The sequence below is a fragment of the Microcoleus sp. bin38.metabat.b11b12b14.051 genome (assembly GCF_013299165.1).
GTDB lineage: Bacteria > Cyanobacteriota > Cyanobacteriia > Cyanobacteriales > Microcoleaceae > Microcoleus.
This window is the reverse complement of the sequence record NZ_JAAFKD010000003.1, coordinates 99,176-122,255: the sequence shown is the minus strand read 5'-3', so window position 1 is coordinate 122,255 and position 23,080 is coordinate 99,176. Positions and strand designations below refer to the sequence as shown.

Here is a 23,080-nt window from a genome sequence, read left to right as displayed (position 1 = left end):
GGTAATTGGTAATTACTCGTTAGATTGTATCCGAGGGATTAACCGCACTACGAACCTTTAATGCAGCCAAGCAAGCGGACTGAAGTCCGCACTACAAACCTTTAATGCAGATCAGTCTGCCAAGCAAGCGGACTGAAGTCCGCACTACGAACCTTTAATGTAGATCAGTCGGCAGAGCCGACTTTTTCCCAAGCGAGGCAGAGCCTCTGGATCGGAGTTCCCAGGCTGTAGCCTGGGAAGCAGGTATATATACTGGGTTTATACTAGGTTTGCGAGCGAGGACGCTCACACTTCCAATGACTAATGACAAATGACCACCCTTCGACTTCGCTCAGGGCAAGATGACAAATGACAAATGACTAATGACTCTTTTGAGTTTTTTGAGTTTTTTGAGTGAGAATCTGCAAATCGGTAGAAATTTCCACGGGCGGCGAAATTGGGTTATTTAGTTGGCGAGTTTGGGCCGGCAGACTGGCGACAGCAGCAGCAGTTCGTTTGGCGATCGCCTCCAAACTTTCCGGCTCCTGAACTTGCTTGCCCTCCTTGACAACCAATTGCATTAATGGTATGCGAGAAGCAAAATTATGATTTTCTTCCCCTGTCAGTCCCAAACAATCGCTGATAATTTCTCCATCTTTTACGGTTCTAAAAATTTGCTTTCTTCCTGGATATGTTACCTTGCCGCTGGCCTCCTTCATCACCGGAATCCCGTCAATTTCCACCAACTTATAAACACCGTTGACGGGCGAACCGCTGACTAACTTTGTCCCCAAACCGTAACCGTCAATGCAAGCGCCCGCACTTTTTAATTTAGCAATTTCTCGATCGTCCAAATCGCCGCTAGCAATAATTGGCACCCCCGGCAGGATCGATCGCACTTCCTTCGACAGCGCCGCCAAATCTCCCGAATCCAGGCGCACGCCTTGCAATGGCATTTCACCGCTATTTACTCGCGATGCCAACATCCGCGCCGCCGCCACAGTATCGTAAGTATCGATCAGCAGCGGCGCACCCGGAAAATAGCGGTGAAAAGCTGCAAACGCCTCGTCTTCGCTGCCTTCGAGAGCCGACACAGCCATTACTAAAGCATGGGCGATCGTACCCACAGGCTGGCGCCCCAACTTCAAAGCAGCCAAAACATTAGAAGTGCCATCGAACCCAGCAGCCAGAGCCGCCCTCGCCGCCCACACAGCAGCTTGCGGCCCAAAAGCCCTGCGCGTCCCAAATTCCAGCAGCTTAGCCTCCGGGCCCGCCACATCCCGCAGCCGCGCAGCCCGCGTCGCAATTAAAGTTTGATAATTTATCGCATTCAACAAATAAGTTTCGACTAACTGAGCCTGCCACAGAGGAGCCTCGATCCGCAATAGAGGCTCGTTGGCAAATACCGCCGTTCCCTCGGGCACCGCCCAGACATCCCCAGTAAAGCGGGCGGCAGCGAGCAGAGTCCAAAATCGTTCCGGGGCCCCGGCAAAAATCCCGGTGGACTGCAAGGCCTGAATTTGCCCCGCAGAGAACCGAAATTTCTCTAGATAGTCGAGAACTTGAGCTAAACCCATGGCGATCGCATAACCAAAACCGGATGGTAGCCTGCGCGCGAACAATTCAAAACTCGCAGGGCGATCGTCTAAGCCTTCCCCGGCGTAACAAGCCGCCATCGTTAGCTGGTAGAGATCGGTCAACAGGCTGTAATCTCCTGGGGAAACTGTGAGTTCCCGATCTTCTAAGATTTCTTCACAACCCGCTAGTTGCGGGCTTTCTGTCGCAGTTTTCATAGCTAAAAACCCCGGACAAACTTTGTTTTTTTAATTATAGTGACAAATACCATATCTTTTTGTAAATATTTGATTAAGATTGCGGGTTCCACATAAAAAAATCCTGGATCATGCCTATGAATAGAGGGTTTCAGCTTGATTTCGGGATTTATATTATGGTAGGATCAATGAAAATGTTGATTTAACAATCTCAGCAATTAACCCAAAAAACTCAAGCGTTGCGGTTTTTTATGGACAATATTTGCTTGCAGCCCTGGCACAAACTTAAAAAATCGGGTTTCTGAAAGTTGTGACTGCTGGCGTTGATTGAGGAGAAATAGACCAGCCAATTAGGTCGATCGCCCAAAAACGCGATCCTAATCAAAGCTTCAGTTTGCTTCGATGTTGCAGACTAATAAGTAATTCAAACAAATATTGCTAAAGCAATTCAGAGACCGAAGCTAATAGTAATCTAAGAAGTATCAGAACCAAAACAAGAGAGGCAGATGTTATGAATCTTTCTAAATCTTTTGGAGACGCGATGCGTTACGTTTCGGAAGCAGCGGTACGGATTTTTAGCCCCAGCGATGACAACTATCCAAATAGTGGAGTTCAACCTTTTGAAGGTAAGCTCTCCAAAAATTATAAATCGAAAGATTGAGCAGTAATTCACTGAGTTAATAGGTATACATAAGGTGCGCCGAAGCGCACCTTATTGCTATGAAAATTAGGTGTGTTCAAACTGCGATCGGGAATCTCCGTCCTACTACGAACCAATTAGCCAAAATTGATTGAGGAAAAAGGCGATCGCCGCGCTGGCGATCGGCACAGTCAAATTATCAATCCCCAACTTAGACACCGACTCCAAAGTAGCAGCAACGAAAGCTACAACCGCCGACACCGCCCAAGTTTGCCAAATATTGCCTTGAACTCCCATAAAAATCAGGCTGCTAACAGCAAAACTCACCAAATACATAGTTGCAGAACCTTCCCAACTCTTCTGTATTCCCCAAACTTGATAGATATGTTTGCCGTATTTCTGCCCGATAACAGCAGCCAATCCGTCACCCCAAGTCATCACTAAAATTCCCAAAGCAGCGTATTCTTGATGTTGTAGCGGCCAAAACCAAGCGACGAGAACGCTGATAGTAACAGCATAGAAAAAAGTCCCCAAACTTTTGCGGTTGATACTGTTAAGACTCGGCAAAATCGGCACTTGGTAGGAAATTAGGGCGATCGCACCAGCCAAAAAACCCGCCGCAATCCCCACCCAGCCGGGTATTTCCAGCCACCAAGCTAGCAAAATCACGTTACCAGTACCGATGTGAACCACCTTCCGCGATACCTCCGCACCGACAGCCGTAAAGCGATTTAACCCCTCAGCTACCAATAAAATCACGCCCAACCAGGCTCCCACGAGGGAAATCTGCAACCACACAGTCGGCATTTCAGCAAATATAGACACGATCTTTAGCAAAACTTAGATTGGGTACTGTTTACTACTTTAGTGGAAAGGCGATCGATTTCAGCCGGAGAGGGCGATCGCGATTTAGGGACAAAAAATTTGTGCATTCTTTAAATCGATTCAATCCATAACGTATTGACAATGTAAATACATATTGGTTAAACTAGAAGTTATGGATGTGTATTTCGTACTCAATGGTTATGAAAATTGAGGCATTGAAAAAGCGGCAAGATAGAAATCGTCCCATGACAAGTATCACCATTCGGATGCCCGAAGATGTGATCGAAGATTTGAAACGAGTACCACCATTGCTGGGTTTTTCGGGTGATCAGCCATTGCTACGTGCTTATATTGGACAAGGACTGCGATCGGATCTGGAACGTCTAGAAGGTGATACAGTTTCTGCATTGATTGCCAGTTTGAAGCGTCACGGTGTGAGTGATGAAGTCATTCATGAATCACTCAACGAAGTCACTCAACAGTGAATGTTTAAACTTAAAGGAAAATAAGTTTTATGGCTATGCCATATGTCTTAATTATTCATGAAATAAACGAAGACTCGGCGGTTGAAACCGCGTCTACACAAACGAAGTCGGCCTCCGCCGACGGTCGAAAATAACCTTATATTAACCACCCACTCTTCAACCTGCGGAGGCAGGTTTTGTCTGTGTAGACGCGGTTTCAACCGCCGTCTCAACTTTTTTCATGTTAAATTAATCGAATAAACGCGATCGGGATTTTTAGACTATGACTTTCAGTGATGTAGTTGAGGCAATCAAAATTATGTCTGCTGAGGAAAAGCAGGAAATTCAACTGTTGTTGAAGCAATATCTCCGTGAAGAACGCCGTGAGGAGATATCTGAGAATTTTAAGTCGGCGCAAGTCGAAGAAAAAAAAGGTTCGCTGAAATTTTCTGCCAACATTAATGAACTGAGACAACTGATAGAGGAGTAGTGATGGAAGTCAGTTTCAGTTCTTCATTTAAACGTGCTTTCAAAAAGCGCATTCAAGGCAATATAGATTTAGAAGCTAGGTTTTGGCAGAAATTGGAGTTGTTCACGATCGAGCCATTTGATCCCACTCTGAAAACTCACAAACTGTCGGGCAAGCTTAATGATTTTTGGAGTTTTACCGTAGATTATGACGAAAGGGTGCTATTCTACTTTACGAAAGATGGCAAAGCTGTGTTTGTAGATATTGGTAATCACGATCAAGTGTATTGATAGGATAATAGGTTTTATAGCTATGCAGTATGTCTTAATTATTCATGAAGTAGAAAATTATCCAGCTTGGAAAAAGGTATTTGATAATGCTGCAAGCATCCGAAAAGAAGCTGGCGAGCGCTCCTATCAGGTTTTGAAGTACGACAATGAACCCAACAAAATTGTTCATTTCTCCGCCTGGACATCGACAGCAGATGCTAGGGCATTTTTTGAGTCGCCTGCACTGGTTAAAATTAGAGAGGAAGCGGGAGTAAAAGCTCCGGAATTTATCTATTTAGACCAATTAGAGTCAGGAGTATTGTGAAAGACGCATTCGTATAATGTAAGTCAACAAGACTCGGCGGTTGAAACCGCGTCTACACAAAGGAAGAAGACTCGGCGGTTGAAACCGCGTCTACACAAACGAATAAGACTCGGCGGTTGAAACCGCGTCTACACAAACGAAGTCTGCACTTCGACAAGCTCAGCGACCACCTCCGCAGACTGAAGAAGATAACGTAATTTCAAGCGCCCACTCTTCAACCTGCGGAGGCAGGTTTTGTCTGTGTAGACGCGGTTGAAACCGCCGTTTTAACCGCCGTCTCAACCGCCGTCTCAACTTGGTTTAAACTTGGTTTAAACCGCCGTCTCAACTTGGTTTAAACCGCCGTTTCCGCCGTTTCAGCAGATGCTAGGGCATTTTTTGAGTCGCCTGCACTGGTTAAAATTAGAGAGGAAGCGGGAGTTAAAGCTCCGGAATTTATCTATTTAGACCAATTAGAGTCAGGAGTATTGTGAAAGACGCATTCGTATAATGTAAGTCAACAAGACTCGGCGGTTGAAACCGCGTCTACACAAACGAAGAAGACTCGGCGGTTGAAACCGCGTCTACACAAAGGAAGAAGACTCGGCGGTTGAAACCGCGTCTACACAAACGAAGTCTGCACTTCGACAAGCTCAGCGACCACCTCCGCAGACTGAAGAAAATAACGTAATTTCAACCGCCCACTCTTCAACCTGCTCCCGTCACGTGAGTGTCTGTGTAGACGCGGTTTCAACCGCCGTTTCAACCGCCGTCTCAACCGCCGTTTCAACTTGGTTTTAACCGCCGTTTCCGCCGTTTCGACTCGGTTTCAACCGCCGTTTCCGCCGTTTCAGCAGATGCTAGGGCATTTTTTGAGTCGCCTGCACTGGTTAAAATTAGAGAGGAAGCGGGAGTTAAAGCTCCGGAATTTATCTATTTAGACCAATTAGAGTCAGGAGTATTGTGAAAGACGCATTCGTATAATGTAAGTCAACAAGACTCGGCGGTTGAAACCGCGTCTACACAAACGAAGTCTGCACTTCGACAAGCTCAGCGACCACCTCCGCAGACTGAAGAAAATAACGTAATTTCAACCGCCCACTCTTCAACCTGCGGAGGCAGGTTTTGTCTGTATAGACGCGGTTTTAACCGCCGTTTCAACCGCCGTCTCAACCGCCGTCTCAACTTGGTTTAAACTTGGTTTCAACCGCCGTTTCCGCCATTTAAACCGCCGTTTCAACCGCCGTTTCAACCGCCGTCTCAACTTGGTTTTTTCTCAAAATCCTATACTTTCAACAACTCTCGTACAACCTCAAAAGCTCTCCTCCGCCACTTCAGCGGCAGCAGCGACAATCCCAAACCCGCCCACATTTTAGCCTCAGAAACCGACTTTCCAGCTCGCACCATCCGCCGCCCTTTTGCAGTTTCGCCCACCTCAATCAGTCGCAAACCCAGCGCTAATTGAGTTTCTCCCATTCTCTGGAGCCTGACTGTTTCCAACTTCAGGGAATCAAATTCGTAGCTGGTCAAATAGCGCAATTTATCGCTCAAATACGGAATTGCCCGATCGACTCCTTGCTGTTGAGCGTGCAATCGATACTCCATTAACAGCTCGGGCAAGTAATAGCACTTTTGGCCCGCAATTGCAAGTCTCACGAACAAATCGTTATCTTCGCAATTTTGCCAATTCGGCCGCAAAAATCCTACGTCTTCTAGCGCGCTGCGCCGAAACAAAGTTGCACCTATTTGCAAACTTTGTCTCACGAAAACTGTAGCAAGTAAATCTTCAATAATTCCCGCCGACAACTCGGTGCGCCCCCAGCGCTGCGAATTGAGTTTGGTCTGGTTTTCGTCAATATTATTCTTAAGATCAATCACCCAGTGGTCGGTACTGACAAAATCAATACTGGCGTCTTTATCCAAAATAGCGGATGTCCGCTCTAGAAATTGCGCGCTGAGGCGATCGTCATCGTCAAATTTAATAAAATATTCACCCCTTGCCGCTGCAAAACCCGATCGCATATTATTACTCTTGCCAATATGCTGCGGGTGTCGAATGTAGCGAATCGGGCGATCGCCAGCTACAAATTCCGACATCAACAGCGCAGTGCTGTCCGTCGAACCGTCATCGCAGACAATTAATTCAAAATCTGTATAAGTTTGATCTAGCACGCTGGCGATCGCACTAGCCAGCAAATGCACTCGATTGCAAGTAGGAATGCAAACGCTAATTTTCGGCACACACTGAAACCATTTTAAATTTTAGATTTTAGATTTTAGATTTGAGATTTTTAATTTGAGAATCCTAAAAATTAAAGTCTTTCGACTCCCTTCTCCCTTCGGTCAACTATCAACCTCTCAACCAGAGATCGGGACAAGCTGTCAACTGTCAACTGTCAACTTTCAACTGTCAACTGTCAACTGTCAACTGTCAACTGTCAACTCAAACGAGCCGTACATTCTAGAATTAACTTTTGATTAACCAAAGCAAAGGGTTGAATTTCCAAAGCGTGGCGAAAAGCTTTGATCGCATTTCTGTATTCTCCCATGGCAGCATAGCACAAGCCCAGACCGTGCAGCGCCCCAAAGTGAACCGGATTCAGTTTCAGGACAGCTTCGCAGTCGTGGAGCGACTTTTTATAATTTCCTTGGGTGTAGTGAAGCACGGCGCGCCGATTCCAAGCTTCAGCAAAATCTGGCATTTCCGCAATCAGTTTCGTCAGCAAATCCAAAGCGTGGCGAACATCGCCTGCATCTAGCGAAACTTGCGATCGCCTCAAAACTTGCATCCCGTACTCTCCTTTCTGGTTAAACCAAGTGCGCCAAAGTTCTGTAGTCGCCCGATCGCGCACGCTTTCGTCAGAATTTTTCAAATCTTCGAGCAGCGCCTTCACCGATAACTCGTCCATAGTGAGATGATTGTTAAAACTGTTTTATTCGTCAATTTTATCGCGACTGCGGCAACTTTTTTGTCGATCGAACATCCCATGCAGATTTTGATGCTTTCCTCGACTTTTCCCTATCCGCCAAGCCGCGGCGGAACTCAGGTAAGGACGTTTAATTTATTGAAATACTTGAGCCTGCGCCACGATGTAATTCTCGGTACACTACGATCGCCCGATGTCACCGACTCACAAATCGACGCCTTGCGCCAACAAGTTAGCAAATTAGCAGTTTTCCCCCACCCGCACATACCCCCCCAACCCCCCCTTGCTAAGGGGGGGCTAAGACTCCACCAGGAGACTGAGGAAGGATTCTTGCCTCCCCCCCTTAGTAAGGGGGGGACTCAGGGGGGGTTCTTTCCTCCCGTCAATCAAAGGATTGATGAGAAAATGAACGAAATACTCGGAAAACTGCACAGATTTAGTCGATTTTTGTTGTCCGGGACGCCTCCAAACGTACTCTCAAGCTATTCTCAAGCAATGCAGGATTGGGCCGACTTGTTGGTAACAGCCGGCAAATGCGATGCTGTTACCTGCGAACACAGCGTTAACGAGATTTACGTGCGTCCAGAATGGCGGCAAAAACTGCTGACAGTCGCAAATATTCACAGTTCCGTTTGGGGAACTTGCAGGGAAATTTTAGCCACCGACACTTCCCAAAAACCCCTGCGCGATCGCCTGAATTTGCCCCTACTCGCCCGCTACGAAAAACGTTACTGTGCTAAATTCTCTCGCATTGTCGCCACTACGTCCGCAGACAAGCAGCAACTCCTCGAATTGCTGTCGCCGCCCGGGCTGGGAGGGACAACAGATTTTTTGGTACCTCCCATTGATGTCATTCCTAACGGGGTGGATTTGGCAGAATTTCCTTACCGCTCGATCGATCCGGGAGGACACAGCTTAATTTTTGCAGGTGCAATGAACAATTTGCCCAATATTGACGCCGCCCAGTTTCTGGCCAGGCAAATACTGCCTTCGTTGCAGCAGCGCTATCGGGATGCTACCCTCACCATAGTTGGCGCCTCGCCTGTCCCGGAAGTCTTGGCCTTGGGGAAACTCCCGGGAATTCGAGTAGTAGGCAGGGTGCAAAGGGTGGCAGAATATTTGCATCAGGCTGCTGTTTGTGTGGTGCCGATGCGGATTGGTTTTGGGATTAAAAATAAAACTTTGGAGGCGATGGCTGCTGGAACGCCCGTAGTTGCAAGCGATCGAGGTTTGGAGGGTTTAGCCGTCGGCGGCGGCCCGCAACACAGAAGGGCCTTGCGGGCGAACGAAGTTCAGGAGTATGTTGAGGCGATTACCAGTTTGTTTGAAGATCAGGACTTAAGACAGGAACTGTCTGCGAGCGCGCGATCACTGGTTGAAAGCCAATACACCTGGGATATCATAGGTCGGCAGTACGATCGGCTATTGCAACTTTAAACTCGAAATTCTAAAATCTAACTTCTAAAATTGGACGGACGATGGAACACAAAATTAACCCCTCGAAACGCCGAGTCAAACCCCCAGAACCTCAAAAAGTTGCTCCTCCTCCTCCGACAAGACGCCGCCGCCAAGCCCGACGCTCCAAAAATCTTCAAGAGTCCCAGCTTTCCATACCTGCTACCCCAACTCCCGTCAGATATCCTTGGAAAACACTGGTAGCTAATTTGACAGCCCTCAGCGTCTTGTGCGGTTGTGCAGCTTTGATGGGAGGTGGCGCTTGGCTTAGTTACCAGCTAATTGTCGATCCCAACGGTAACAGGTTGATCGCTCAGTTTGTACCTGGATGGTCGCGCTTGCCTACAGCTACCAGAGATTCGATTCTAACTCTCGATCAAATCAAAGCGAGCGTCCGCAAATTGGGATTCGTCACTGGCGAACCCGTACCGCTTCCTGTTGATAAATCCGGCGATAATACTATTGCTAATTTGCTCTTGCCGGTGATGGTGGAAAGAACCGTTAACGCTTCTACTGTTTGCAAAAATCCTTGCCGTCAAATTGTCGAACTTCGGGTATACAAGCGGGTGCAAATTCCCGATCGCGATTCTGATAAAGAGCAGTATTTTCAGCTAGCAAGTTCAGTAAATATAGAAGGCCCAGCAGAATCTTTTGTCATGGCTTCTTTAAATGATTCTCAATCAAACAATCAAGCCACGAATCAGTCGCTGCCGCTGACAGAACTGCGCCGCTTTGACGGCAAGCCCCCCGCCTCTGGCATTTGGTTTAATGTCAGCGGTAAACTGGTGCGCGGCGACAAAAAAATTCCCTACGGTCAAGTCGTTCGCTACAACCCCAGCCAAAATCATTTAATCTCGTTGTTGGATTGGGCTAGTGCGGCCGGACAACAGCCAAATTGGCAGCAAATTGTCAAGGGGCAAAATCCGCAGTTAGCGATCGACCAAACAATTGGTTTAGAGCCGCAATTTACTATTTATCAAATCGGGTCGCGCGAATTTGTCCCCAACCCGGTTCAGTTAACAGCAATTTCTCTAGAAGAATTTGCCTTGAATGACGAGACTTACAAAAATGGGCTGCGGCTGGCGAAAAGCGGGCTGTGGTCTCCGGGATTAAATGTCCTGCGTTCGGCCAAGATCAAAGCCGGCCAAAATTGGCCCGCACTCGCGCAAGCTCAGCTAGAAACGATCGAATTTCATGCTAAAATTACTCGCGCTCAGGCGATCGCATCTTGGGCCAGTCCCAGCCAACAAGTTCTCGCCGACTTGATCGACGGCCGCTGGACTGAAGCTTTGCAAGTATTTGAAGCCGATCCGAGCAACAGTCACGAAATTGCCAACACCCTCAAAAATGACGGCGAGCGGATCATGAACCGCGTAGACGCCGCCTTGAGAGTCAATGCCGCTGACACCGATGTTAAAGCTTGGGGCGCCCTAATTGTAGCTTCTCAAGACGGAACTCGCGAGGCGATGAATTGGCTCGACCAGCAATCTGATACTGACAGCGAAGCTAGAAGTCGAATTCGGAATTTAATCAATAAACTCGAACAAGCAGTTTCTCAGGCTCAAATTTTAGGAGACCACAAAAGTCAAATTATGGGTTCTGCTACTTTAATTAGCGCTATCAATCCCGCTGAATGGCTGGAACCCTCCGCGAAAAACGAGTTAAAATTGACTGGAGAACAAGTTTGGTATCAGGTGCAGGTAGCCAGTTTTTACGACGGCAGCCGCTGGGTTAATTCACCCTTTACAGATGTAGAAGTTCGCTCTTTTCCTGCTACTCAAATCAAGTGGCTGTGGGGCAGGCTCGGCTTGCAGGCTGACCCCAAGATTCAGATTGAAGTAGCGATGGCTAACGGTCAACAAAGAGTCGCTGTGGGGACAGTCAAAGCCGTACAGGTTCAAGACGGCAGCCTGCGCTTGCTGGCGGCGGTTGACAAGCGATCGTAATCTGGCACCAATTCACACAGCCCGCAGTCCCCGACACCCTCCAGATACCAAGAAACCAGGTTTTTTTACCGTTTCTGCCGATCGCAACAGAAGTATTTTCGTAAAAAAACCCGGTTCCCTGTCACCAGTGCTTCTAAAACCAGAAAAAGGAAGCCGGAGCAAGCCCTCGCTCCCAATCCCCCCTATCAATCTGGCCAAACAATACAGACAACAATCTTTTTAATTCTATTTCCACAAACTGGCACACAAAAAAACGTGAGATGTTACATCGCGCCTTTTTTAGAAAGTGCTGCAATCATCTGCCTTTTCACCGCTTTCGCCCACAGTTCAAACTCTAGACTGTTGATACTGTTAACTTTCACTTCATCCACAGGCTGCTGTGGGGATTCCTTCTTTACTGCCGTCTCCATTATTTTTTCCTCGTTCAAAAAAATTATTAGTCGATCGCGAGCGGTGAGCATCATACATCTATTTTATGAACTAATCGCAGGAAGTAATAGCATTAAATACATACAATTTAACCTAAATATGCAGTAAATACATTCGATCAATGCAATTTACGAATTTAGGTTGAAATATTCCTGCGATCGTCGCTCCCGCCCGCTTTTTCGTGCTGTTTGACTGTGACAAATTGTTCTGTCAAACACTATCAAAGCAAGACATATGCTAATCTATTAATTTTAAAATGAATGTATTTGAGAATACCGAAAAAAACATTTTAGGAAATATAAAAATCTCAGAAGAACAAAAATATTGATTGGCTCGCCAGTGATATTTAACAATGATTTGATGCGCCAGATATCGGCCCCAAAGTAAGAGTTACTGTATTTGCGCCAGTGTCAAAGAGTGCCGTAAAGCCGATCGCCCGCATCGCCCAGTCCCGGTACAATATAACCGCGCTCGTCCAAACATTCGTCCACCGCCGCCGTGTAAATCTGCACGTCAGGGTGCTGCTGGTGAAAATACTCAATTCCCTCCGGCGCCGCCAGCAAGCACAAAAACTTAATAGACTGGGGATGAAGTTCTTTAAGCCGATCGACTGCCGCCACAGCCGAATTACCAGTCGCCAGCATCGGATCGACAATTAAAACATCTCGCTGTTCGATATCCAGCGGAACCTTGAAATAATATTCGATCGCCATGTGAGTAGTCGGATCGCGGTACAAACCAATATGTCCCACCCTCGCCGACGGAATCAGTTCTAAAATAGCATCTAAAAGTCCCTGACCGGCGCGCATAATCGAAACTACGACCATTTTTTTAGACGCAGCCAGCATCGGTGCATTCATTTGGGCGATCGGCGTTTCTATTAATTCGTACTTCAGCGGCAAATCTCGCGTCACCTCATAGGCTAGCAGCATCCCAATTTCTTTAAGCAACTGCCGGAACTTCGCCGTACTCGTTTGAGTTTGCCGCATGAGAGTTAACTTATGCTGTATCAAAGGATGGTCGATGACAGTAACTTCAGCCGTCATTTTTTTTTGCAAGTAATTTTCTTAATTATAATTCTGCGTTGTTGAATTTGACAGAAAATAGAGAGAGCGTCTTTTTTTCATCGTTCCCGGCTGCCATACCGAGCCTTTTCCTACAACTCCAGTAGCTAGCGTTCCAGAAATCGAACAGATTTTATCAAGCAATAACCGAAGAATATAATACACAGCTCAACAAATATTCACAGTCTAGGGCAGACACAAAAACTAGATATTTGTTCCCCAAAAACCCAGTTAAAAATATAGATATTTTGGCATCGAATCATCCGGAAGACTCTTTAAAGGGCATGAATCTTAGAAAGTACAAGGACAAAACAGACATTAGTCCATCAACGAATGCTACTCGAAGAAGCCCGGAGCAAAATACAGGTATCTAGCTCCCAGTCTGACTGTGACGGCCTTTTCAGTAAAGGCTTGGCACCTCCTAAATGGAAGAGCACAGCCTCAATCTTCCTTGAATTATTCAGGTTTGTCCTAACAAAAAAACATTAAGGAGAAAATCCATGAAGTTTGTAAAACTCTTGCTAGCCACAGTATTAACAACTGCTGCCGTCAGCCCCGCCCTAGCCGCTACTCCATCAGTTCAAATATTAGGTGCAAGCTACGGAGGTAGCGGTTGCCCCGATCGCTCCGCCAGCGTCACAGTCAGCCCAGACGGTCAAGAACTCAGCATTTTATTTGATAAATTTGCCGCCCAAGGAAACGTCTCAACAGAAACCCGGAAAAGCTGCAATCTGAGCATTCCAATCAAAGTACCCCAAGGCTTCCAAATTTCGATATACGATGCCGATTACCGCGGCTACGTTGCTCCTAGAACGACAGGAAACCTGCGAGCAGAATACTTTTTTGCAGGCAACCGGGGCCCAGTTTTTTCTCGGACTTTCAGCGGAGAAACCAACTACAACGTTCGAGATAGCTTAGCAACTGTAGCTGATGTTTGGTCTCGCTGCGGCGACAGTGTAAATATGCGAGTGAATGCCTCGATGACAGCCAAGGGCGCAGGAACAGCAACCGTTGACTCCTTCGATTTAGCCCATCGCGGTTTAGTTTATCACGTCAAATACCGCACTTGCCGCTAACCAAAGACCGAGCAAAACCCGTTAAAAAACGATAACAAGGTTCGTAGTGAGGACTTTAGTCCGCATCCAAATCCGAGGACTAAAGTCCTTACTACAAACCTGCTTTCTTCTAGCTTATTCGTGAATTTTTAACTGGTCAAAAAATGATATAAAGGTTTGTAGTGAAGACTTTAGTCCGCATCAAAGTTAGAGGACTAAAGTCCTTACTACAAACCTTATTTTTTCTAATTTTAGTCCGGCTCAAAATTAGAGGACTAAAGTCCTTACTACAAACCTTATTTTTTCTAATTTTAGTCCGGCTCAAAATTAGAGGACTAAAGTCCTTACTACAAACCTTATTTTTTCTAATTTTAGTCCGGCTCAAAATTAGAGGACTAAAGTCCTTACTACAAACCTTATTTTTTCTAATTTTAGTCCGGCTCAAAATTAGAGGACTAAAGTCCTTACTACAAACCTTATTTTTTCTAATTTTAGTCCGGCTCAAAATTAGAGGACTAAAGTCCTTACTACAAACCTTGTTTTTTCTGACTTTAGTTCGGCTCAAAATTAGAGAACTAAAGTCCTTACTACAAACCTTGTTTTTTCTGTTAGAGGACTAAAGTCCTTACTACAAACCTTGTTTTTTCTGACTTTAGTCCGGCTCAAAATTAGAGGACTAAAGTCCTTACTACAAACCTTGTTTTTTCTGCATGATTCCTGAATTTTAAAACACAGTCCCATCACTTTCAATCTGAATCGGCGGCACCCCCCCAGCCCTTAACTCCCCGGCAATTTTCCGCCCCGCCGCCCAAGTTCCCCCTTGCAAAATCTTCACCAGCGGCAATTCTCTCGGACTCAAATGCAGCTTTTCTCGCATAGCAGCAGCAATTCGATCTAAAATAATCACAGTGAGCGATCGCCATTCAACTATCACCTCAGAACCAGGCAAATAACTCTCTGTAAAAACAGCCGCATCTTTTGGCAGCAGCAGCCCGATATCCAAACACAAACCACCGTTACGGTACTCCGGCAATCCCGTCAACTCATCCAATCCGGCGACTTCCAAACCAAGCTCTTGCAGAGGTTCCAACAGCGAATAAGTCAACCACTGCGAGAGTTTGTGAAAAGGCACAAATTCATCCCCCAAATTTTCTCCTTGTAACGCCGGATGCCGCCAAACATCGCCTAAATTCACACCAGCAATCGCATATCTTCCCGGCCAAATTTCCCCAAAACCAGTCAAAACAGCGCTCAACACTTCAGCACAACCCACAGTTTTGACTCCCGAAACCCGACTGTCGAGCAAATATTTTGCCAAATTCCCGGGACGCGGGTTTTCGCTGCCAAATAATAACCGATCCTGGCAAATCGCATTTCCCAAACGCTGCAACAATTCTAATCTGCCTGTTAAACCAACTAGCGGATTGTCTCGACTTACCTGAAATCCAGCAGCTAAGGTTTCTAGTTTTAATTGAGCAAGTCCCCGCGCATCAGCTTGCAAAGGAAAATCGGGATTGCTGGAAAAAATACCTTGACAAAACATCCGAAAAGTGGATACAGCTAATCCTTCTGAACGGCGGTAAACCTGTGCAGTTTCTGCCTCGCAATACTGCCACTGGGCACCAGCGCCTGCATCGAGTAAAACGCTGACAATTGCTAAATCAAATTTGATCTTAGCTTGTTCGATCGGCAAAAATTCTGCTAAAGCTGCATCCAATTCGGCGAGACGCGGTTGGTTGCCTGCTTCAAAATGTCGCCAGCGACTGTGGAAGGGAATCTGAAAGTCGGGATACTGTTGGCGCGTGGTGTCGATTACGTAGTTTGCTGCTGTGTCGAGTTGGGATAAATCGATGCGGAAGTAGCGGAGTTTATTTTCGGAGGCTAAATTAAAAAGCCGATCGCACTTTTGGCGAATCGCAGCCGGCGTTCTCAGATATTCTACAGTCTCAAGTTCAACTTTATTCAACTTCATACGACCAAACACCGATAAACATCATTTTCCTTAAAGAAGTCAAACTGACTGTAATCTAAAAGATTATCTAAAATCACATTTCTATCGATTTTGATCAGTTTGTATTCCCACTTCGATCCGCTGACTTCGCGTTTTATTTGATCGGAAACAATCACAGAATTTTTTTCACTACCCGGAGATACGATTTTGCTTAAATCTTCCAGCCTGTCAGCGATGTTAATATCTTTGCCGTAAGTACAAGAGCGAAATATATACAAATTTCCTTTAGCAACTCCCACAGACAAGCCGCAAGGTATTTGATTGCCGTGAATAAAAAGTTTCCAATTTTCGCACAAACTTTCCATTGCAGCTAAAGCTGAGTGAGCTTCCGGGAAAGTCAACAAATGCGAATCGCCAACAATACTCCGAATTGTGCCGCCGTATTCTTCACAAATTGTTTTTTCAAAAGTATCGAAATTCGTGAGCAAATATTCAACATCTTTGATAGAATTAGATTCTTGATAGGCAATAAAACCTCTCAAGTCAGCTTTAATTATTGCTTGATTTTCTACGATTCTGGTTTTGTAACTTTGGTCAACTTTGTATACTTTTTCAGGCTCGCTCATCCCTTTCAGAGAAAACTCATTGACAAAAGATGTTTGCACTTCTGCTTTGTTTAGCGCCAGCCATGCGGCTTGGGACAAATATATTTCATCCGGTGGAGTTACTGATTCAATCCGCGCTGTTAAATTCACCGTATCGCCAAAGATATCTTTATCTTGATGCAAGACATCTCCTAAGGTAATCGACACGCGAATAGCCAATCGTTCGTCGTTGGATTTACTAGATTGTTGCGATCGCAATTCTTGCTGCATTTCTAAGGCAGCCACCGCCGCTGCTGTGACGCTGGGAAAAATCAGCCAAAACGAATCACCTTCGCCTTTGATCAGGCTACCTTCATTTCGGGTGCTAATATTTGAAATAAAATTTTTATGTTCGTTTAACAAACTACTTAAGTCCGACTGAGATAACTTTTTAACTCTGGCGGTATACCCGCAAATATCTGTTTTTACGATCACAGTAGAACGCAAATTAGCCATAACCTACCCTGACTGATCAAAACCAGCAATAATTTTTATTTTGGCAAGACGCGATCGTTTGCGAGCGATCGCGTCTTGGCATCTCAGTCTCCTAAATCGCGTCCGATCGCTTCTGCAAGAATTGTAGCATCTGGCACAGGGTCTGGTGTGTAGTAGCCAGCGGCTTTTTTGGCGACGATTTCGACTTGTGCGTCAGCGGGAATCCAATCTTCAGGAATCGGAATGCGATCGACCACCTGAATGCCAGAATTGATAATGGCATTGTATTTCATATCGCTCATAGAAACTAAACTGTCAATACGAGAGATACCCAACCAGTGCAGCACGTCTGGCATTAATTCTTGAAACCGCATATCTTGAACTCCCGCAACACATTCAGTGCGAGTAAAATAGGCATCAGCGCGATCGCCACCTTCCTGCCGTTTTCTGGCATTGTACACCAAAAACTTCGTCACTTCCCCCAAAGCTCTGCCTTCCTTGCGGAAATAAACAATTACTCCAGAGCCGCCGGATTGTGCAGTTTGGATGCAAATTTCAATCCCGTGTACCAAATAAGGGCGGCAAGTGCAAATATCCGAACTAAACACATCAGAACCGTTGCATTCATCGTGTACCCGTACCGCCAACTGCTTCTGGGGGTCAGAAATATTCGCAACATCGCCAATAATATAAACTGTAGTTCCGCCAATGGGCGGCAAGAAAACGTGCAAATCAGGCCTCGTCACTAAATCCGAGAACATACCGCCTGTTTGCTCGAACAATACACGGCGGAGAACGCTTTCTTGGGCTCCGATCCGCCGAGCAATTCCCGGCAAATACCACACCGGATCGATCGCAATTTTAGTGACTGCTAAATTGCCACCTTCTTTGACTATTTTGCCATCAATTTGCACCCGTCCCTTAGCAATTGCCTCTTGCAATTCCGGCATATTAATGTGAGCTTTCGTAACAGCGATTGTCGGTCGAATATCGTATCCCTGCTGAAAAAATGAAGTATAAATTTCGCTAACCAAACCCCCAAAGGGATCGAGAGAAACAATCAAATTGCGATCGCCCCAACTCGGATGCGGGCCGATGAGTGCAGCCGGAGACGTGTTAGTAAAATCCGGGCGGTGATCCGCTTGGAGCGCGCCAGAAGCCACTGCTAGCGCTCGATAAACAGAGTAAGAACCCGAATGAGTGCCGATCGCATTCCGGTGAGAGGATTTGCTGAGGCTGCCAATCACAGGCCCTCGTTTCAGGGGATCGATTTCTCCCCAGTAAATGGGAAGAGGTTTTGTGCCAGATCTGCCGGGATGGGATGTTAAAACTATATGCTTGGGTTTTGACACAGTTTTTTTGGCTTTTACTATGGATGCTGCTGTTGGTTGTAAGCCAAATCGCAATCGGAAACAGTCATTCATCATACCAACAGTACACGCATCCCTGCTGGAAACAATGGCGCTACACACACACAACCCTATCTAGGCTTAGGTTTGAGCCTAATACCATTTTTTCAAATGTATGCAATGTCGTATTCGTAGGGTGTGGAGCCATTTTTAATCTATCGCATTAATCGCAAATTTCTTGGCGGCGCACCCGACACCAGCAGTGGAGGAAACAAACCTAACAATTATTGTCTAGCACGATTTTTTGATCGCGGTACAACAGAAGGTTTGAGTTGGATTGGATCGGAGTTTAGAGTTCAATCTTTCCCAGTATAGCAAAGCCCAAAGACAGCTCAACATTCAAACACCTATTTTGAAGTTTTAACAAATGCAAAAAAAAAATGAGACCAACCGCTAACCAGCAATGTATCTCAAATTTCACATCTCAAATAATTTTGGTCAAAATGCCTCAATCCAGGCTTTGAGGGTGGCAGAATTCCATGAAAATTGCCTCGCCTTCGTTGCGCGCGTCTAATTCCTGGGCCAGACGCTTGACATAATTATCCGAGAGGAAACGGCTGGAAATTTTGTGCGGTAAAAACCAGCGATTGCGCCACCGCAAACAAAGCGAATAAGCCACCGCAGCCGGAAAAGAATAAGTGGACTGTCGCCGAATTTGTAAACCAGCAACTTCTCCTGCTTTACTCAAAGTTTTCGGAGTGAACTGTATGATATTGCGGGGGAAATAAGCGCTGTGCCACCGCCAGCCGAGGACGCGCGCCGATTCGCATTCAGCATTCGGTACGGCAACCCAAATATAACCGTTAGGTGCCAACAATTGCCTCATACGGTCAAGCGTTCGTGCTGGCGTTGGTGTTGCCATCAAAACGTGGGAACAGGTGATAACATCAAACTTTTCGTCAGTACCGTGTTGTGCAATATACTCCTCCAAAGTGCCTGTAAAAACATCGAGTCCGGCATCGCGGGCTGCTGCTGCTGCCGATTCCCCAGGCTCAACCCCTTTAACGTCAACTCCCAGTTTTTTTAAGACTTGTAAAAAAGAACCTCCGCCGCATCCTACGTCCAACAACCGCTTGCCAACAGGGATAGGAATGTGTCGGTGTTCGCCCTGTCGTTTTGCTTCTTCAGCTACTGCGTCTTCATCGTCAACGTGAGTGTTGTAGCACAGATAATCTGGGGGATAATAAGGAATCAATTCCTGCCAGGTAGGTTGGGGATTGAGAAATCCCACACTGCAATCGTCACAGCCGAAGAGCGACCAATGCAGCGGTTCTTTAGGGTGCTCGCAATCTCCCGCTTTGTTGCGAAAGCTGATTTTTGGGGAATCGCAGACAGGGCAATTTGTGAGTTGTTGCATGGTAAGGTTTTGTGATTGATGGGCGAGTTCGGGAAGTATAGGCCGACAGACACATACAAGGAGGACTTGGGCTCAAAAACCCGGTTTTTTCCGAAAATCGCGCCAAAAGGAGCCAGATATCTGCTAAAAAACCGGGTTTTCGGTCAAAGCTTGCCTCTTTACAACCATTACACAGTCTAATCAAAGAAAACCGGAATTTTTGAATTTTTATTTTGTGAGTGATGAATGGCTGAGCATTAAATTGTTGACCTCGCTAGGGGAAAAAATAAAACTTAAATCGTCACTACAAACAGCATCAAAATTATAGGCTTCCTCATCAATATGAGATATTGACAATTAATTAAGAATCCCTAAATCTCCCAATTCTTCCATTATTTAATTGTTCGAGAGTTCGATTCTTCGAGCCGCAGTGTGGGAGCGATCGCGCAGCCCTCCGTCTGAAATCTCAACTTGTACCTCAAAGAGCGCGATCGAGGCTATTACGTGATAAGCTGTTAGGCATTTAAATTGGAAATTCGGGACGTTGCTCCGAGCATCGTCCCACTCATTGTTTTATTGATTTTTGACACGCAATTTAAATGTAGAACAGCTTACCGCGGGCAAACGATGCAACTAGAGGCCAGCTCACAACCATTATCCAGTCAGTCATTGCCATTATTTAAGCTAAAATTTATCATGGTATAGCAATCGCCACAGCGGTGAGGACATAAATAACCTCATGAATAGAGCCTAGAGCCTGTAGCAGAAACGGTTTGATTTCCTTGACGAAGCAACTCTTCGACTTCGCTCGACTTCGCGGGCGGGCAAGTCGCTCAGCGCAAGCTGTCAACTGTCAACCCCTCGACTCCGCTCGGGGCTCTTCTGTCAACTGTCAACTGCTATATGATTGACCAGACTTCATATTCAGCGCTCTCAAACAACTCAAAAAAAATTTGAGATTTGGAATGACCAACGTGCAGTCAATCACAAATCTCAAATCTCATATTTTTGCTCAAAACGACGGATTAAACCTGGGTTGGAGCGTGACAGAACTCCATTAAGATTGCTTCCCCTTCGTCGCGAGAGTCCAATTCCTTCGCCCACTGCTCAACACGATCGTCTGAAAGGAACAAGCGACTGGCTTTATGCGGTACAAACCATTTATACCGCTGCCACAAACACATAGAGTAACGAAGGGCATCCGGCAAAGAGTAGGTGTAATTGCGCTGAATTGCTAAACCTGCCTTTTCGCCCGCTAAACCCAAGGTTTTTGGGGTATAACCGATCAAATTGTAAGGATAATCGGTGCTGTGCCAGCGCCAGCCCAGTTTCCGCGCGTAGGGGGAGTCAGCATTAGGTACAGCCACCCAAATGTAACCGTTAGGAGCCAGCAATTGCCTCATGCAGTCGAGTGTTTCTACTGGGAAAGGGGTCGAGCCCAAAACGTGGGAGCAGAGGATAACGTCAAACTTTTCGCCAGTACCTTTTGCTGCAATGTATTCTTCTACAGTGCCCGTAAAAATATCGACACCGGCTTCGCGGCCTGCGGCTGCGGCTGAGCTGCTTGGTTCAACTCCTGCTACCTCAACTCCGAGTTTTTTGAAGACTTGCATAATGGAACCTCCGCCGCATCCCACGTCTAACAGCCGCTTGCCTACAGGGATAGGAATGTGTCGGTATTCATTAAGTTCTTTGGCTTGTTTTATTTCGTTTTCTTCGTCTGGCGAGTGAGTGTTGTAGCACTGCCAGCCTTCAGGGTAATAATCGCCGAGTTCATCCCATGTCGGGCGCGGATTTACGAATACTAAGCCACAATCTTCGCATCCGTAAGTTGACCATTTAGGAGGTTGTTTCGGTTGGCGTGCTGTTCCTGCTGTGTACCGGAAGCTGATTTTGTTGGAGTTGCAAACTGGGCAATTTGTATATTTTTGCATGGTTCAGTTTCAGTGTTTTTGCAGTTTCTAACGGTCGTTTTTGGTTGCGGACAGTCCGCATTTTTTTACCATTAGTTGGTCAGGTAGAGTACAGGCCTGCAAGCCGATCGAGTAATGTTTGTGTTGACAAAGCCGTCTGTTTCGATGCTTGGCTTGGCGAGCGATCGCTCCTTATCGTCCCTGTGCGATTTTATGTCTGAACGGTTAAACTGAGAAAGTAGCATTTGTTACCAAGTAGGCAACTTACCCCCAACAGACAATGATTGTCGGTAGGATTTTTGGGTAATGCTAAATTCTTAAGAAAATATTAACTCAGAAAGTTCAATGTTGCCAAGTACATCTGACTATTTGCTGAAAAATGCTCGCGTGCCGCTGTCTCTGCTAGAGCATAAATCGATCGCCCAATCAGCTTCGAGTGTCACCGCGGCGGCGGGGACACAGATTGATTTTTGTATGGTGGATCTGGAAATTGTCGCCGGCGCGATCGCCCAAATTATTCCGGCTAGTCAAGAAGATTTATTCCCAATTGTAGATAAGCCGATTGTGGATTTGTGCAATGGCTTAGTTTTGCCGTGTTTTGTAGATATGCACACCCATTTAGACAAAGGACACATTTGGGAACGATCGCCCAATCCCGATGGAACTTTTGCTAGCGCGATCAACGCAGTGCGTGCTGATGCCCAAAAACACTGGAATGCAGAGGATGTTTACCGGCGGATGCAGTTCGGACTCAAGTGCAGCTACGCCCACGGAACCAAAGCCATCCGGACTCACATCGACGCAGCCGGCGAACAGGGAACCGTTAGTTTAGCAGTATTTGCAGCCCTGCAAGCCGAATGGCGCGATCGGCTAATCTTGCAAGCAGTTTCCCTAGTTTCCCTCGACTATTTTCTCACACCCGCCGGCGAAAAATTAGCCGACAAAATTGCCGAAATCGGTGGCATTCTCGGCGGCGTCGCTTACATGAATTCGGATTTAGACAAACAACTCGATCGAGTATTTAGCCTAGCGCAAGAACGCGGTTTAAACCTCGACTTCCACACCGACGAAACCGACGATCCAAAATCAACAACACTGCGGGAAGTAGCAAAAACGGCTATTCGCCATGAATTTAGCGGTCAAATAATCTGCGGACATTGCTGTAGTTTAGCCGTACAACCGCCAGAATTAGTAACAGAAACTTTGACATTAGTCAACGAAGCAAATATTGGCATTGTCAGCTTACCGATGTGCAACCTTTATCTGCAAGACAGACAATCGGGGCGTACACCGCGCTGGCGGGGAGTGACATTGCTGCACGAACTCAAAGCAGCAGCAATTCCCGTCGCAGTTGCTAGCGACAATTGTCGCGATCCGTTTTACGGATTTGGCGATCACGATGTTTTGGAAGTCTTGAATATGGCAGCCCGCATCGCCCATTTAGATCGACCTTGGGAAGATTGGCCGCGCACAGTCACAGAGACACCAGCAGACTTAATGGGATTGCCGAATTTGGGACGAATAAAAGTTGGTTTACCAGCAGATTTGATTTTGTTTAAAGCGCGGAATTTCAGCGAACTGTTATCTAGGTCGCAGCGCGATCGCACAGTTGTGCGGCAAGGTAAAGAAATTGATACAACTTTGCCCGATTACCGCGAACTAGATGATTTGTTGCAGGAAGACTCGGCGGTTGAAACCGCGTCTATACAAACAAAACCCGCCGACGCGGGTTGAAGAAGACTCGGCGGTTAAAATTATTTTATCTTCTTCAGTCCCTCTGAGCTCGGACTTCGT

The 23,080-nt window shown here is 46.3% G+C and carries 21 protein-coding genes; 9 read left to right on the top strand and 12 right to left on the bottom strand.

The annotated features are described in order from the left end of the window. Positions 1-359: 359 nt before the first annotated feature. Positions 360-1,772 carry a nicotinate phosphoribosyltransferase gene (locus QZW47_RS04930; RefSeq protein ID WP_293124618.1) on the bottom strand — a complete coding sequence of 471 codons (1,413 nt, stop codon included), beginning with the start codon at positions 1,770-1,772 and terminating at the stop codon, positions 360-362. A 490-nt stretch (positions 1,773-2,262) separates the two neighbouring features. Here QZW47_RS04930 and QZW47_RS04925 point away from each other — a divergent pair, with 490 nt between their 5' ends. Beyond that, positions 2,263-2,412: an isochorismate synthase gene (locus tag QZW47_RS04925; RefSeq protein ID WP_293124616.1), complete on the top strand. Its 150-nt coding sequence runs from the start codon at positions 2,263-2,265 to the stop codon at positions 2,410-2,412. A 105-nt stretch (positions 2,413-2,517) separates the two neighbouring features. Here QZW47_RS04925 and QZW47_RS04920 read toward each other — a convergent pair whose 3' ends face one another. Further along, the gene (locus tag QZW47_RS04920) at positions 2,518-3,198 is read right to left on the bottom strand and encodes a diacylglycerol/polyprenol kinase family protein (RefSeq protein ID WP_293125057.1); all 681 of its coding nucleotides are present in this window, start codon (positions 3,196-3,198) and stop codon (positions 2,518-2,520) included. 263 nt (positions 3,199-3,461) lie between these two features. On the opposite strand from QZW47_RS04920, the gene QZW47_RS04915 reads away from it, so the two are divergent. The 4 genes from QZW47_RS04915 to QZW47_RS04900 all read left to right on the top strand — a co-directional run bounded on the left by QZW47_RS04915 (position 3,462) and on the right by QZW47_RS04900 (position 4,743). Continuing rightward, entirely contained in the window at positions 3,462-3,701 is a 240-nt protein-coding gene (locus QZW47_RS04915; RefSeq protein ID WP_293124614.1) for a hypothetical protein, read from the top strand. Between the two features lie 262 nt (positions 3,702-3,963). Next, on the top strand, positions 3,964-4,170 hold the full coding sequence (locus tag QZW47_RS04910; RefSeq protein WP_293124612.1) for a hypothetical protein: 207 nt from the start codon (positions 3,964-3,966) through the stop codon (positions 4,168-4,170). 2 nt (positions 4,171-4,172) lie between these two features. Continuing rightward, positions 4,173-4,439, top strand: a complete 267-nt coding sequence (locus QZW47_RS04905) for a type II toxin-antitoxin system YafQ family toxin (RefSeq protein WP_293124610.1) — start codon at positions 4,173-4,175, stop codon at positions 4,437-4,439. Positions 4,440-4,461: 22 nt separating this feature from the next. After that, a complete protein-coding gene (locus QZW47_RS04900; protein WP_293124608.1) occupies positions 4,462-4,743 on the top strand; it encodes an antibiotic biosynthesis monooxygenase in 282 nt (93 codons plus the stop codon). A 1,263-nt stretch (positions 4,744-6,006) separates the two neighbouring features. Here the strand turns inward: QZW47_RS04900 and QZW47_RS04895 are convergent. Beyond that, positions 6,007-6,963, bottom strand: coding sequence for a glycosyltransferase family 2 protein (locus tag QZW47_RS04895; RefSeq protein ID WP_293124606.1), 957 nt, complete (start codon positions 6,961-6,963; stop codon positions 6,007-6,009). Positions 6,964-7,160: 197 nt separating this feature from the next. Next, positions 7,161-7,631, bottom strand: coding sequence for a tetratricopeptide repeat protein (locus QZW47_RS04890; protein WP_293124604.1), 471 nt, complete (start codon positions 7,629-7,631; stop codon positions 7,161-7,163). A 78-nt stretch (positions 7,632-7,709) separates the two neighbouring features. On the opposite strand from QZW47_RS04890, the gene QZW47_RS04885 reads away from it, so the two are divergent. Then, a complete protein-coding gene (locus tag QZW47_RS04885; RefSeq protein WP_293125055.1) occupies positions 7,710-9,086 on the top strand; it encodes a glycosyltransferase family 4 protein in 1,377 nt (458 codons plus the stop codon). Between the two features lie 41 nt (positions 9,087-9,127). Continuing rightward, positions 9,128-11,050 (top strand): hypothetical protein, encoded by a 1,923-nt coding sequence (locus tag QZW47_RS04880; RefSeq protein WP_293124602.1) that lies wholly within the window; start codon positions 9,128-9,130, stop codon positions 11,048-11,050. A gap of 263 nt (positions 11,051-11,313) precedes the next feature. Here the strand turns inward: QZW47_RS04880 and QZW47_RS04875 are convergent, their stop codons facing one another. Further along, positions 11,314-11,514 (bottom strand): hypothetical protein, encoded by a 201-nt coding sequence (locus tag QZW47_RS04875; RefSeq protein ID WP_293124600.1) that lies wholly within the window; start codon positions 11,512-11,514, stop codon positions 11,314-11,316. Between the two features lie 375 nt (positions 11,515-11,889). Further along, the gene (upp, locus tag QZW47_RS04870; protein ID WP_293124598.1) at positions 11,890-12,525 is read right to left on the bottom strand and encodes a uracil phosphoribosyltransferase; all 636 of its coding nucleotides are present in this window, start codon (positions 12,523-12,525) and stop codon (positions 11,890-11,892) included. Positions 12,526-13,043: 518 nt separating this feature from the next. Between upp and QZW47_RS04865 the strand changes: the two genes are divergently transcribed. Continuing rightward, positions 13,044-13,619 carry a DUF4360 domain-containing protein gene (locus tag QZW47_RS04865; RefSeq protein ID WP_293124596.1) on the top strand — a complete coding sequence of 192 codons (576 nt, stop codon included), beginning with the start codon at positions 13,044-13,046 and terminating at the stop codon, positions 13,617-13,619. Positions 13,620-14,322: 703 nt separating this feature from the next. Here the strand turns inward: QZW47_RS04865 and QZW47_RS04860 are convergent. From QZW47_RS04860 to QZW47_RS04835, 6 genes are all read right to left on the bottom strand, one after another. Next, positions 14,323-15,570 (bottom strand): URC4/urg3 family protein, encoded by a 1,248-nt coding sequence (locus tag QZW47_RS04860; protein WP_293124594.1) that lies wholly within the window; start codon positions 15,568-15,570, stop codon positions 14,323-14,325. Continuing rightward, positions 15,567-16,649 carry an adenylate/guanylate cyclase domain-containing protein gene (locus tag QZW47_RS04855; RefSeq protein ID WP_293124592.1) on the bottom strand — a complete coding sequence of 361 codons (1,083 nt, stop codon included), beginning with the start codon at positions 16,647-16,649 and terminating at the stop codon, positions 15,567-15,569. The genes QZW47_RS04860 and QZW47_RS04855 overlap by 4 nt, the downstream gene beginning before the upstream one ends. 83 nt (positions 16,650-16,732) lie before the next feature. Beyond that, entirely contained in the window at positions 16,733-17,980 is a 1,248-nt protein-coding gene (locus QZW47_RS04850) for a GTP cyclohydrolase II (protein ID WP_366930814.1), read from the bottom strand. A gap of 505 nt (positions 17,981-18,485) precedes the next feature. Continuing rightward, positions 18,486-19,394: a class I SAM-dependent methyltransferase gene (locus QZW47_RS04845; RefSeq protein WP_293124587.1), complete on the bottom strand. Its 909-nt coding sequence runs from the start codon at positions 19,392-19,394 to the stop codon at positions 18,486-18,488. 1,004 nt (positions 19,395-20,398) lie between these two features. Further along, a complete protein-coding gene (locus QZW47_RS04840) occupies positions 20,399-21,307 on the bottom strand; it encodes a class I SAM-dependent methyltransferase (RefSeq protein WP_293124585.1) in 909 nt (302 codons plus the stop codon). A gap of 71 nt (positions 21,308-21,378) precedes the next feature. Continuing rightward, complete coding sequence (locus QZW47_RS04835; protein WP_293124583.1) at positions 21,379-21,531, bottom strand: hypothetical protein; 153 nt, start codon at positions 21,529-21,531, stop codon at positions 21,379-21,381. Between the two features lie 100 nt (positions 21,532-21,631). On the opposite strand from QZW47_RS04835, the gene QZW47_RS04830 reads away from it, so the two are divergent. Further along, entirely contained in the window at positions 21,632-23,020 is a 1,389-nt protein-coding gene (locus QZW47_RS04830; RefSeq protein ID WP_293124581.1) for a cytosine deaminase, read from the top strand. Positions 23,021-23,080 lie beyond the last annotated feature (60 nt).